Origin of the sequence: Pedobacter sp. KBW06, from assembly GCF_003852525.1 — a bacterium.
GTDB lineage: Bacteria > Bacteroidota > Bacteroidia > Sphingobacteriales > Sphingobacteriaceae > Pedobacter.
The window spans coordinates 1,105,158-1,118,321 of the sequence record NZ_QAJL01000003.1 but is presented as its reverse complement, the minus strand read 5'-3'; the positions used below and the strand labels follow the sequence as shown (position 1 = coordinate 1,118,321).

Below are 13,164 nucleotides of genomic sequence, written 5' to 3'. Positions count from 1 at the left end.
TTTTGTTTTGGTTGGGTTAAATACTAAAATGGTTTACACGAATTGTTAAAGGGTCTACCCAATCATTTCAGAGCTCCGATCGCCATCGGGGCTTCTGTTTTTATATGGATAGCCCTCTTCGGTTAGGGGCCGGTGTCTTTGTAGATTTTTTCCATTTGGTTGGTTTGGTTAAGGTTAATAGTTGGGGTTAATTATCGTTTTTTTTAATCAATGATCATGTTACGTCCTTCCAGTTTGAATTTTACATCACTCAATTGAAGTACTTTAATAAACATACCTAAGCTTGCTGTTCTGGGCACTTTACCGGTAAAACGATCTGCAGGTACATCACTTTTATAGGTGATTTTTAAGTCGTACCACTTCGCAGCTTCATTCAATACTTCGGATAAGCTGGCACTCTTAAAATAGAACCAGCCATCTTTCCAGGAAACAGCCTGTTCCGTATCTACTGAAATCACTTCGATCTTACCAGATTTTTGCAGGGCTTGTTCGCCGGGTTTTAGGAGTACACTGGATGCAGAAAGGGCTAAACCCTCCTGACCGTCTGCATAGCCTAGCGGAGAAACGGCAATTGAACCTTCCAGCAGGGTGGTTCTTACCGTACTGTGGTTACTATTGATGTTGAAATGTGTGCCCAGTACTTTAACCTCCTGGGTATTTGTTTTCACGATAAATGGTCTGGATTTATCTTTGGCGACTTCAAAATAGGCTTCGCCGCTCAAAGTGATCATTCGGTTGCCCTTAACGGAGAAAACGGTAGGGAAAGTAAGCGCGGAGGAGGCATTGAGCCATACCTTAGTACCATCTGGTAAGATCAACTGGTACTGCCTGCCCGTTGGCGTGCTTACGGTTAGATTGCCGGCTTTGCCATCGGCTTCAGGATCTGTTGGCTGAAGTTGTTTTTCATCGGTAGAATTCAGGACAACCGCTGTACCATCATCATAGGTTAGCGCAGCGATGTCTATAACGATACCTGTTTTTGATTCATTTAAACTGATCACTTTTCCATCTGCCAGTTTTAAGGTAGCCGCGTTCTTTGCGGGATGGATGGTATTGGCATAAGAGATGACACGGTCCTGATCTGATTCATGACCTACAACATACAGACCGATGCCAATTCCAATTAATACTGCTGCGGCGGCCGCAATTCTTGGCCAAAGTCTTTTTTTCAAGACCTTAGGCTGCGGTGTTTTCAGTGCATTGGCTGTGGTGATGTCGGTAAATAAAGTATTTACCCATACCTGCTGTGCTTCAGCGTCCATTTGTTCAAAACTTGTTTTGGCAGAGCCATGCTCAGCAAACCATTCATTTACCCTTGCCTCCTCTTCAGGAGTACATTCATTGTTATAATATCGGGTTAAAAGTTCTGATATGCTTTTTGTTGTCATGCGCTACCGTAGATAGTTAATTCTCTATCTTCATAACGGTAGTAGTTTCAGCGAATAAAAAGTACCGAAGAAATGTTAAAATATTCTGAATTATTTAAAATAGGTATAAAAAGAACGAAGAAAGGGATTTTCTGAGGTGATTCAGTGCAATACTGATCTGATTTTTTACCGTTTGATCGGAAAGGTTCAGTTCTTCGGCAATTTCCTTAATACTCTTGTGCTCGTCTCTGCTCCGCTGGTAGATGTATTTGGTCTTTTGTGGTAACTGATCCAGTTTCGAGCGAACATTGGTGCTCAGCTCTCTGGCATTGAGTTCTTCTTCCAGGGAATGGTAGGCAGGAGATAAGGCCCTTAATTTTCCGGCGTAACTTTCCCTGACCACATTCTTTCTGATCTTGTTGATGATTTGGTATTTGGCAATACCAAAAAGATAAGACTTTAGGTTATCCTGAATATGAAGATCCAATCTTTCACTCCAGAAGTTGGTGAACAAATCCTGAACAATATCCCGGGCATCTTCCAGGCTGTATAACTTGGATTCTGCAAAACGAACCAACAGCCTGACATAGCGCCTGTAAATTTCAGCATAAGCTTCCTGATCATTGTCACTGTCTTTTAACAACGATATCAGTTCGAAATCAGAATAGGTACTGTAATCAGCCATCACGATTCTACTTTGCTTTAATTATCAATCTTTTCTCAATGATATAAAATTATTTTTAATTCAGGCAGATTAACTTATGTTTTGACGTTAATCGAAATAACCTTTTTTTAAAGAGGGCTAGAGAATCGTTTAAGCTTCTGTTTTTTCGTTTTAGCAGTGTATTCTAAGGGGCTGTCTATTTTTTTAATAATATTTTAAGCTGTCCGGCAGCATGTTCATTTTTAGCATCCAGTTTCAGAACCTGTTCGTAGCTTTCAATCGCATTTTTGCTATGTTGTTACCGATCCAGCCACTGTTTAAAAGTTCTGGATTTGTCCCGGCTCATGATGATCTTTTCAGCGGGCTCCGGACTCAACACGATATGCAGCTTTCCATTGAAATAATTATTGATGCGCGTAATGCTTTTATTGTTGATCAGGTATTGACGACTGACCCTGAAAAATACGTCCGGATCTAATTCTTCTTCCAGTTCCTCCATGGTAAAGGGAAGGATATGGTGCTGATTGTCGGGCATAACAGCCCTGGTGGTCCTGTATTCGGTATAGAAATAGGCAACCTCTTTGATCATTACGGTATAAAATGAATCCCTGACTGGAATAAGAAACCTGGTCCGGTAGTTTTTTTGCTGCTGTTTTAAAATGGCGGCCACATCGTCGAGCATCTGACCGAGGTAAGATGGGTGGCTATTGGTTTTAAATTTATGAAGACTCTTCATGAGCTCTTCTTTTTTTATGGGCTTGAGAAGGTAATCAACACTATTCACCTTAAATGCCCGCAAGGCATATTCATCAAAGGCCGAAGTAAAAATGACAGGACATTTGAGCTTTACCTGGGAAAAAATATCAAAACAAAGTCCATCCGTCAAACGGACATCGGTAAAAATCAAGTCCGGATGCTGCTGATCTTTCAACCAGCTGATGCTTTCAGTTACCCCCTCCAGCATTGCCAGAACCTCAATTTTTGGATCAATGTCTTCTAGTATGGCCCTTAGTCTTTTGGCATTGTGTAACTCATCTTCTATAATTAGTACTTTCATCTTGCGAAACGTTTAAAGGGAGTAAAGGAATTTTAACCACAAAGTCAGATGCTGTCTGAATGATTTCAGGAAGTCTTGTGGACAATAGTTTATAACGGTTAATGATGTTTTTCAAACCAATCTTTGAAGAACCTATGGTGGATGGTATTTTTTGTATGTTGTTGGCGACGACCAGGCAATCACCTTCCGGGAAAATTCGAATGCGCAGGGGATGACTGCGAGAAGCAATATTGTGTTTTACAGCATTTTCGATCAATAGCTGTAAGGTTGTCGGTGGAATCCCCTTGCTGAGCAGGTCTTCTACATCGCTCAGCTCAATTTTCAGGTTTTCTGAAAACCTGATTTTAATGAGATAAATATAAGAACCAATAAAGTCCAGCTCTTCTTTTAGGGTAATGATGTTCCGGTCCAGGTTATAAAGCATATAACGGTGTACTTCGGAAAGACAATCGAGAAATTGCTGCGCGCCGGCCTGATTTTCTGAAATGAGACTGGACAGCGTACTGAAATTGTTAAACATGAAATGTGGGTCCAGCTGTAATTTCAGCGAGTGCAATTGCGATTGTAAACTGGTCTGTTTGAGCTCTGAAGCTTCTATAATTGAATTCTTCCAGTTGAGCAGTAAACGACTGCCGGTATGAACAGCAGTGATGATGAGTGACAGCAATGTGCTGATATAGAGCAGTTGCCGGTAACCGACCAAATCGCTTTCAATCCCATCTTCCTCAGATGCCAACAGAAAGTCCATCAGGAGCAGGAGCAAAGTCATCACTGCTATGACGATGAAACACTGAACAAAAAGTTGTAGAAAAAGACGTTTGACAGAAAACTGCTCCCATGGAAGCCGCTTGTCGAGATAATAGGAAACAAATCTGCCTGTCTCAGTAATGGCCCAGCCAAGGATCATAAACCAGACGAGGTCGAAAAAAGATTCCCAGCTCAGTTCCAATATCGCAGCGTAATCTTCCTCATCGATGGGATTGATGATCATGATGGAAAATATCAGAATCACGGTAACCGCAAATACAAGGATGATCCTGGATAGTGTAGAACTGAAGATAGAATTAATATGATTTGAAGTCATTTACAATAATTTTAATAAATGCTGGAAACCATTCTTTAATGGAATCCGGGGCAAATTTAAAAACATCCTGCGCCATGCAGAAAGAGAACTGACTGAACTGACCTAAATGACGTTTGAATCTGCGGTTTAGCAGTCTAAAATTGCGCCTTTTCAAGGATTATCGAGGCTTCAGTTAAAAAATCAATTGAGTGAAGCGAAATTACAATTGACGTATCATTTTGGCAGGTTGGCGCAGTTTATCAGGAATGGCCATCGCCTGTCAATTTACTTTTGTCCCATTAACAATTGATAAAAAGTACAGGACATATGCGTTATTTTTGTTTTATTTTCTTCCTGCTAGGAGCGTTAAAGGTCTCTGCCCAGCAGGAAATTACAGGCAAAGTTACCGACGAACGGAACATGCCTTTACCTGGTGCAACAGTTACATTAAAGCTGATTTCGGAGGCTAAAATTAGCGCCTATGCCATTGCCGATGCACAGGGAGATTTTAGTTTGAAGCAGGTAAAAGCAGGAAATTACCGAATCGAAGCGGCTTTTGTGACCTATAAAAATGAAGCAAGGTCAATAACAGTAGGAAAGGGCGCAGTGGAAGTCCAGCTTTTTAAGCTATTGGCAGAAACCCGGCAATTGCAGGAGGTGACGATCAATGGAAAAAAGCAGGCCATTTCTGTGTCAACAGGTAAGACAACGATGAATGTAGAACAAAGCAACCTGGCGCAAAGCCAGTCTGCCTTTGAACTGTTAAAAAGCCTTCCGGGGGTAAACATCAATAAAGATGGGGAGATCCGGATTAAAGGGAAATCGGGCGTCACTGTGATGATCGATGGAGAACCTGCAGAAATGGGCAGTTCACAACTCAAAGCGCTGCTTAAAGGTACGCCTGGAACCACACTTCAGTCTATAGAAGTCATGAACAATCCACCATCAAGTATGGATGCGGCGGGAACAGCCGGTGTAATTAATATTATTTTCAAAAAGAAAGTGAAAAAAGGCTTTAACGGAACCATCAGCTCTAATGTCAGCAAGGGCCGCTATTATAGGACCAACCAGAGCCTGAACATGACCTATGGCACCGAGAAATGGAATTTAAACCTGCTTTATGCTTATGATTTTGACCATAGCAGGAACCGTGACAGCATGTTCCGCAGTCAAAATATCCCTCAGCCCTTTTATATGAGTCAACTCCAGCTCAACCCTCAGAAGTCAAAGGGACACTTGCTCAAACTTGGTTTAGACCATCATTTTGATGAGAAAAATTCATTGCGGTTCAACCTGTCTTTTAATGACATCAATAGCCCTACTGATGGCCGTACGATTTCCCGTTTTGGTGCAGGAACAGTGCAGGATTCACTGCTCGATCAGCGCAACGAGCTGCGCAATACGACACGTAACTGGGATTATGGATTAAAGTTTAGGCATAAATTCACGGAATTGAAAAGCCTGAATGCTTCCCTGCAGTTCAATAATTTAAACTCCCGGGGATCCGAAGATTACACCATCTTTAAAACCTTAGGTCGCAGGCCGGATTTGTCCGAGCTGCGTTACCGGAATATTTATCCTTCAAAAATAGACAGAAAGACTATCAAAATTGATTACTTGCAGGAACTTAAAAAGGGTGATCAACAATTGGGGAAGTTTGAAGCAGGAATTAAGAGCGCACAAACAAACCTCAACAACAGTCAGTTTAGTGAAAACAGAAAAGATGGGGTATGGCAAAATGATGCTTTACGCAACAATAATTTCCGGTACAAAGAAGCGATTCAGGCTGCTTATGCGACTATGGAACTGAAGCTGGAGCCCTGGACTTTTAATGCGGGTTTGCGCGGCGAATATACGCGTGTCAGGGGGGAGGCCGGAACAGATCCCAGTCTGGTTTGCCAAAATTATTTTTCCCTCTTTCCCAATGCGCTGATCGGATATAAACTGAATGATAAATATACCTTGTCTGTCAGTTACAGCCGCAGGATTGAACGGCCGGACTATGATCAGCTGAACCCTGCTGTCCGTTACCTGGACTTGTACACTACCCAGCAGGGAAATCCGAAACTGAAACCTCAATTCTCCAATAATATTGAACTGAATCAGCAATTTTTTAGCTTTATAGACCTTACCCTGGGCTATAGCAGTACTAAAAACCCTATTTTCTCTACTTTTCTAAGTAGTCCTGGTGCAAAATCAGCCTATACAACCATCAATACGGGGCATCAGCAACAATGGGAAGCATCTTTGTCTTTCCCGATACCGGGGGTAGACTGGTGGGAGAATTACCAGAGCATTTATTTTTATACTTCCCAGTTTAACGCAAACCTGGAGACCAAAGCATTTAAGGAAAGCGCAAATACCTATGGTTTCTATTCCTACAATTCCTTTAAACTTCCGGCAGGTTTTAACCTGGAGCTTAGTGGTTGGTACCAGAGCGCTGGATTATATGGCAATTTCAGGTATAAACCCGTTTCTGAAATCATTACAGGGATCAATAAGAAAATGTTAAACGATAAGCTGACCCTCGGACTGGCGGTAGCTGATGTCTTTTACACCGGAATCTTTAAAGCGGCTGTATTGTCAGACCATACGCAGACTTTTAATCTTGATTCCAGAACAGACTCCAGGCAGGTCAAATTCAGCCTCAGCTGGAACTTTGGTAAAAAACGGAAAGCCGAAAGTCCGGCTGAGCAGCCATCAGATGAGGACCGCCTCCCTGCCGATAAAGGTAAAAGGCTGATGAAACCGGGAAAACAGTAAGGATCATTTTGTATGAAGATTTATAGACAACTGCGACCCGAATTCAGGAAAGCTGCCGGCGAATTGTTTGCCGAGGCTTTTGAAAGCAAGTTCCGTTATTTTTTAGGACCAAAAGAGGTGATGCAAAAAGTCGTACCTTATTTAATCAATAAAGAACAGGTACTTTCAATCGTATCAGACACGAATGAATTAATTGGGATCGCAGGTTTCAGTTACGGGCAAAAAAGTATGTTCTCTATGAATATCAGGGCGATGATCAGACAGTATGGGCTGATCAAAGGGTGGTATAAAATGTTTCAACTGGGATTGTATTTTCCAAATTCATTTCCGGTTACTCATTTATACATTGATGCCATAACCATAAAGGCCGATTACAGGGGAAAAGGATACATCCGCTTATTACTTCAGGAATTGGAGAAGGTGGCATTTGAAAAAGGAACAACGAATTTACAGCTTGATGTTTCCTACGATAATGCCCCTGCAATAAGAGCCTATCGGAAGATGGGCTTTTATGAACTGAAATCGGAAACCCTGGATAGCAGCACGGCCTCCCGGCTTGGAATTTCCAGGGTAAACAGGATGATCAAAATCCTGGATCGATATTTTCCGGCTTGTGATTACCATCGGTTTGTTTAGCACAATTAAGCCCTTCGTTCTGATGCGGCCGGCATTCGGTCTTGATATTGTTGCGTCTAAAATACCCAATCTAAGCCTGATGAGGTTTAGATGCCTGCAAACACCTGCGGTAATGAAATAGATTTGTATGGCGATGTATTGTTGCTGAGCATGATTGCGTAGACGTATTGTATACGCCTGCAGGGGAGGGTGTAGCTGTTTTGTAGCAGGGCCTGGCTTGGAGAATGGATGGCCGGGTTTGCACCTTTGCTGCTGAACAATTTTTCCATACAGACATGAACAACAAAACCCTATCCATCGTCTCCTACATTACCCTGATCGGTTGGCTGATCGCTTATTTTAATGGCAAAGAAAAAGCAGATTCCCTGCTTAAATATCACCTCCGGCAAGCACTGGGCCTGGCCATCGTCAGCATTATTTTCAATGTCATCCTGACCATTGTTGCCACGATTGTACCTGCGCTTTCTTTTTTAGGAATTGCAGGTTTGGTTATTTTAGTGCTTTGGATTATGGGCATCATCAACGCGGCAAACGGAGCGGAAAAGCCTACGCCACTTGTTGGTAAGATGTTTGAGAACAAATTTGCCTTCATCGGATAAAGGCTGATCAGAGCATCCATAGATCATAAAAGACATCAAATGAAATATCATCTTATGAAAATCACGTTGTTACTGCTGTTGTGCATCAACAGCAGTTGCAATCTGATACATAGTCCCGAAGAATATTTTGACAAAACGGCCCTGAATACCAATATGCTCTCCAGGTTTGGCGGAAGCTATTTCTATACCTATCAGAAATACATTAAAGGTGGTGTTGGATCGGGCGACTTCAATACCTGCGAAAAATACCTGAAAAACTATTCCATCGCATTTGCAGAGCGTAATTTGGAGAAAGTAAAGGGGCTTTACCCCAATACAGAGGCCAAACCGATGATTGATGCGTCCATAGACCTTTACACCTATGTGCTGGAAAGTTACAAAACGGATCACCTGGAAATAGCCCGGATGATTGACGAGAACGCAGCTGCCGAATCCATTGATGAGGCAATTAAGGCATTGGACGAAAAAAGTTTTGACCGTTTTTCTGAAAAGTACAATAAGCTCTGGACCATCGCTAAAACCTATGCCAAAAATAACCATATAGAAGTGAAGGAGATGCCTTTTTAATTGACATCAAATCTTAGAAACCCAGGATTAAGCCGTTTTGCCAGACCTTATAGCAGAACAGGTAAGGTAAACCAAAAAATACTGCCCTTGTTTAACTCGCTTTCCACACCGATCTGTCCATTGTGTTTTTTAATGATTTCAGCACAGATGTAGAGTCCAAGGCCTAAACCTTTATAACTGCTGTCGTTACTTTCGGCGCGATAATACCGGTCAAAAATGTAACGCAACTTTTCGGGAGGAATGCCCGGTCCTCTGTCAATAACGGAGACTTTGACCATGTCATTTACCTTCTCAATACGAATCCGTATTTCTTTTGATTCCGGCGCATACTTTATGGCATTATTAATAAAGTTAATGAGAATCTGTTCCACCCGGATGATGTCTGCATATACTTCCGTTTGCAGGTCTCCTTCTGTGACAATGGTATATGCACCTTCTGTATTTAAATCATTGGAGCGCTCGAGAATGAGTTCAGATAAAGTAAAACTTTGGGGATTGATATGAAGTTGCCCCTGACTTGCCTTGCTCGCATTTAGGAGGTCTTCAATCAGCGCGTTCACTTTACCCAGGCTCTTATTAGCCTGTACAATGAGCTTGGGCAACATGGCTGAGGTTGGATCACCTTTTATTCTGTCCAGAAGCTGTAACGATGCTTTTAAAGAGGTGATTGGTGTCTTGAGCTCGTGACTGGCTACAATGATGAAATCGTCTTTGTACTGTTGCAGCAGACGGAGTTCCTGTATATCAGTAGCAGTACCGGCCCAAAGCTGAATCTGGTTCTGCAGATCCATGATCGGCATTAGCCGGATCAGGTGCCACCTGTAAAGCTCATCTGCCCGTTTTACACGGATTTGAAATTCACCGCCCTCATGGCTGCTTAGGATCGAACTGAACTGATCAATCCCCATTTGGAGGTCGTCCTCATGAACGACCGCTTTAAATCCCAGTAATTTGGTTTGCTCCCTGTCCAGTCCGGTATAGTCATACCAGCGCTGGTTGTAAAAAACAACCTCCGCTTTTGTGTTATTGGTCCAGGCAATCTGGGGAATGGTTTCCATCATGCTGCGGAACCGGTCTTCACTCTCTGCCAATGCCTTTGTGCGGTTAATCACCCGCACTTCCAACTCCTGGTTCAGCTCCAAAAGCTCCTGATTAATGACCTTTAACTTTTGGTCCGTTATTATTTTTTCCTTCCTGGCCTTGGCATCATTTAAGGCCCTGTTGATTTTTGTAGAGAGTGTAAATAGCTTGTTTTTAGAGACATAATCGGTTACACCTGCTTTGATCAGTTCTACCGCATTTTCTTCCCCGATAGTTCCGGAAACAATAATAAATGGCGTATGCGCATATTTATCCTGTTTGATCTGAAAAGCAGTACCCGCATCAAAAGAGGGAAGGGAGTAATCTGATAAGATCAGATCCGGATCAAAACTTTCCAGGGCTTTCTCGAATGCATTACGCGTTTGTACAATTTGAGTTGTAAAACTCAATTCTGATTTTTTTAATTCACGAACCAGCAGATCAGCATCGCTTTCATTGTCTTCGAGAATAAGTATTTTAAGACCTGGTGTCATTATTTATTCCTTATGTTAGTGTGGCTGCTGACTTAATATTATCCAATATAACCCGATCTCTTTTACAGCATTGAAAAAATTATCACTGTCAACCGGTTTCACGATATAACTGTTCGCCCCAAGTTCGAAGCATTTTTCTATGTCCGGACCTTCATTAGAAGAAGTGAGCATCACCACCGGGATCGATTTAAAAACTGGGTCTGATTTTATTTTTTCTAATACCTGCAGACCGGATACCTTTGGCATTTTTAAATCCAGCAGGATCAGTTTGGGGAATTCCTTATGACTGCGATCAGCATATGCGCCTTTACAATAAATAAAGTCCAGTGCTTCTGCGCCATCAATAACATGATGTAGTTTGTTGGTGAAGCCACTTTTTTTAAGTGCACGGATGGTGAGTGCAGCATCGTCCTGGCTGTCTTCAACAAATAAAATTTCAACGTTATGGTAACTCATTTTTTTGATTTAATAGTTTATAGCTGGCAGGCTGAAATAAAAGCAGGACCCTTCGTTTACCACGGATTCTGCCCAAACGGTTCCATTGTGCCGCTGCACTATTTTTTGCACAATGGCTAAACCAATTCCTGTACCCTCAAATTCTTCCTGAGAATGTAATCTTTGAAAAACTCCGAAAAGTTTATCATAGTATTGCATATCAAATCCTGCTCCTGCATCTTTTACATAAAATACAATGAACTGGTCTTTTTTGTAGGCACCGATTTCGATTTTCGTTTTTACTTTATACTTTGAATATTTAACGGCATTGGAAATCAGATTAATCCATACCTGTTTAATAAGAGATTTGTCTCCTTTGGCATTTGGAAGTTCGCCGATCTCAAATTCAGGGATGTTTTCCTGATCTTCGAATAACAGTTCTTCCCGAACTGTGTTTACCAGATAAGGCATTTCTATTTCCGAAAAGCTGACTTGCTTTCTACCCAGTTTAGAAAAGGCCAGTAAATCATCAATTAGTTCACCCATCTTTTTTGAATTTCGAATGATGGAATGGAGGATCTTTAGCCCCTCGGGATCTAAATTCTCCGCATAATCTTCTGTCAGAATTCTCGTATATCCGTTAATTGCCCTGATTGGCGCGCGTAAGTCATGAGATACGGAATAGGAAAATGATTCCAGTTCTTTATTTACGGACTCGAGTTGAGCAGTGCGTTGAATGACTTTTTGTTCTAATTCGTCATTTAGTTTGCGGATATCATCCTCTGCATTTTTTAGTTCTTTGTTTGCTTTGATTAACTCTTCAGCTCTTTTTTCCTTTTCTTTATTTTGAAAAGCAAGTTCTTTATTGGCAATGACGAGTTCTGCAGCCCGGTTTTCTTTTTCTTCGTTCTGGAAAATCAGCTCTTTATTGGCAATAACAAGTTCTGCAGCCCGCTTTTCTTTTTCTTCATTTTGAAAAGCAAGCTCTTTGTTGGCGATAACGAGCTCTGCAGCACGGTTTTCTTTTTCTGCGTTCTGAAAAATCAGCTCTTTATTGGCAATAGCCAACTCCGCTGCGCGGTCCTCTTTCTCTTCATTTTGAAAGGCGATCTCCCTGTTAGCAATGATTAATTCATCAGAATCGTTTTTTTTCATGTTCTTGGCTAAAGGGCCCGTATTTTAAAATGTAGGAAATGAACGTAGTGGGATAGCTTCTAAAGCTAACACATTATATGGCGAAAGCACTGTAATATGAATTTAAAATATTTCGTCAATCACCTGCATCCGGCAAACTGATACCGCCATGTCCGGGGAGGGGTGTGTCTTGTCTGGTGCCGTCACGTCCTTTCCGCTAGATGGAAGCAGATATCAGGGGACATAAATGGATTTAGAACGATAAAGCCCTGCTATAAAAATATTTTTTTTGTAATTACTTCTTTGTTAATTGCTTAACTTGTGGTCATGCCTTTATAGCAATTTGAGGTTTTTGTTTTCTATAAAGACATTAAAGTTTTATGTTCCGGACAACATTGAAATAATTTTTTTACAAAAAAACGCTCAATCAATGAAAACTTCTAAAATTTCCATAAGAATCAGGTTCTTAATTGTGCTGGATTACAGTGTGATACCTTCGTGTTTATACGGCTGTTTTAAATACTAAAGTAGTATTGAAGGAATGTTCAAACCGTTTTTTTACTACTTCATTATTTAGTATAATTGTCATAAAAAAATACATTTTTGTATTAAACTTACTTTTTTGTAACTATTTGTATTTGATATCGTTATAATCTCTGTTAATTATAGATAAAATGCCATGCCAATTGCCGCCAAAATAAGAGTTCAGAGAATGATTAAGGGTTACAGTCAGGAATATATGGCTTTCCGGCTTAATATTTCCCAAAACGCCTATTCAAAATTGGAACGTGGGGAGACTGAGCTTACTGTGAGAAGATTTTATGAAATCATAGAAATTCTGGAAGTACCAATGGATAGTTTACTCAGCGAGTATAGAAGCCTGGATCTTTAGTTCATCTCCATCAATACCACCCCAACCGCTGCAATCAGCGTTAGCAACAAATTCACCTTAAAATGTTTTTTCCACCCTATTCTGCTAAATACCCCTCCACACGGACATGGATATATATCATAAACCTGATAGATAATTCCACTCACATACACTGTAAAAACAGTCATCATGAGCAACGAAATATACATTCCTCTCAATCTCGTCTCCGGAATAATCAATAAAACCACCGTTCCTAATTCCACAACCGGCAACATCCAGCTCAACCAGGGAACACTCCATTTAGGAATGGCCTGACTTTTCAAAACCTCCTTGAAATACTTTATGTTACGTAATTTTGGCACTGCTGCGTATATCCATAACGCAATGAATAGTGCAATAATCGTATATATTAAAACAGACATCCCCATTTGTCA

General features: G+C 41.1%; 13 protein-coding genes. 5 read left to right on the top strand and 8 right to left on the bottom strand.

The features are described from left to right. Positions 1-203 precede the first annotated feature (203 nt). From DBR43_RS19480 to DBR43_RS19465, 4 genes are all read right to left on the bottom strand, one after another. Positions 204-1,388 (bottom strand): FecR domain-containing protein, encoded by a 1,185-nt coding sequence (locus tag DBR43_RS19480; RefSeq protein WP_124583825.1) that lies wholly within the window; start codon positions 1,386-1,388, stop codon positions 204-206. Positions 1,389-1,482: 94 nt separating this feature from the next. Further along, on the bottom strand, positions 1,483-2,052 hold the full coding sequence (locus DBR43_RS19475) for an RNA polymerase sigma-70 factor (RefSeq protein ID WP_124583823.1): 570 nt from the start codon (positions 2,050-2,052) through the stop codon (positions 1,483-1,485). A gap of 277 nt (positions 2,053-2,329) precedes the next feature. Then, the gene (locus DBR43_RS19470; protein WP_124583821.1) at positions 2,330-3,088 is read right to left on the bottom strand and encodes a LytR/AlgR family response regulator transcription factor; all 759 of its coding nucleotides are present in this window, start codon (positions 3,086-3,088) and stop codon (positions 2,330-2,332) included. Continuing rightward, on the bottom strand, positions 3,063-4,172 hold the full coding sequence (locus DBR43_RS19465) for a sensor histidine kinase (RefSeq protein WP_124583819.1): 1,110 nt from the start codon (positions 4,170-4,172) through the stop codon (positions 3,063-3,065). Before DBR43_RS19465 ends, DBR43_RS19470 begins: the two co-directional genes overlap by 26 nt. A gap of 306 nt (positions 4,173-4,478) precedes the next feature. Here DBR43_RS19465 and DBR43_RS19460 point away from each other — a divergent pair, with 306 nt between their 5' ends. The 4 genes from DBR43_RS19460 (at position 4,479) to DBR43_RS19445 (ending at position 8,716) form a co-directional block, all read left to right on the top strand. Then, positions 4,479-6,914, top strand: a complete 2,436-nt coding sequence (locus DBR43_RS19460) for a TonB-dependent receptor domain-containing protein (RefSeq protein WP_124583817.1) — start codon at positions 4,479-4,481, stop codon at positions 6,912-6,914. A gap of 12 nt (positions 6,915-6,926) precedes the next feature. Further along, positions 6,927-7,550, top strand: coding sequence for a GNAT family N-acetyltransferase (locus DBR43_RS19455; protein ID WP_124583815.1), 624 nt, complete (start codon positions 6,927-6,929; stop codon positions 7,548-7,550). A 275-nt stretch (positions 7,551-7,825) separates the two neighbouring features. Beyond that, positions 7,826-8,149 (top strand): DUF4870 domain-containing protein, encoded by a 324-nt coding sequence (locus tag DBR43_RS19450; RefSeq protein ID WP_124583813.1) that lies wholly within the window; start codon positions 7,826-7,828, stop codon positions 8,147-8,149. 39 nt (positions 8,150-8,188) lie between these two features. After that, complete coding sequence (locus DBR43_RS19445) at positions 8,189-8,716, top strand: hypothetical protein (RefSeq protein ID WP_124583812.1); 528 nt, start codon at positions 8,189-8,191, stop codon at positions 8,714-8,716. A 47-nt stretch (positions 8,717-8,763) separates the two neighbouring features. On the opposite strand, the gene DBR43_RS19440 is transcribed toward DBR43_RS19445, so the two are convergent. From DBR43_RS19440 to DBR43_RS19430, 3 genes are read right to left on the bottom strand one after another with little or no spacing between them, the layout of a single operon-like run. Beyond that, entirely contained in the window at positions 8,764-10,290 is a 1,527-nt protein-coding gene (locus tag DBR43_RS19440; protein ID WP_124583810.1) for an ATP-binding protein, read from the bottom strand. A 15-nt stretch (positions 10,291-10,305) separates the two neighbouring features. Beyond that, positions 10,306-10,746, bottom strand: a complete 441-nt coding sequence (locus DBR43_RS19435; RefSeq protein ID WP_124583808.1) for a response regulator — start codon at positions 10,744-10,746, stop codon at positions 10,306-10,308. Positions 10,747-10,755: 9 nt separating this feature from the next. After that, the gene (locus DBR43_RS19430; RefSeq protein WP_199757091.1) at positions 10,756-11,880 is read right to left on the bottom strand and encodes a sensor histidine kinase; all 1,125 of its coding nucleotides are present in this window, start codon (positions 11,878-11,880) and stop codon (positions 10,756-10,758) included. A 691-nt stretch (positions 11,881-12,571) separates the two neighbouring features. On the opposite strand from DBR43_RS19430, the gene DBR43_RS19425 reads away from it, so the two are divergent. Next, on the top strand, positions 12,572-12,751 hold the full coding sequence (locus tag DBR43_RS19425) for a helix-turn-helix domain-containing protein (RefSeq protein WP_199757090.1): 180 nt from the start codon (positions 12,572-12,574) through the stop codon (positions 12,749-12,751). On the opposite strand, the gene DBR43_RS19420 is transcribed toward DBR43_RS19425, so the two are convergent. Next, on the bottom strand, positions 12,748-13,152 hold the full coding sequence (locus DBR43_RS19420) for a MauE/DoxX family redox-associated membrane protein (RefSeq protein WP_158622550.1): 405 nt from the start codon (positions 13,150-13,152) through the stop codon (positions 12,748-12,750). The two genes, DBR43_RS19425 and DBR43_RS19420, sit on opposite strands and share 4 nt — an antisense overlap. Positions 13,153-13,164 lie beyond the last annotated feature (12 nt).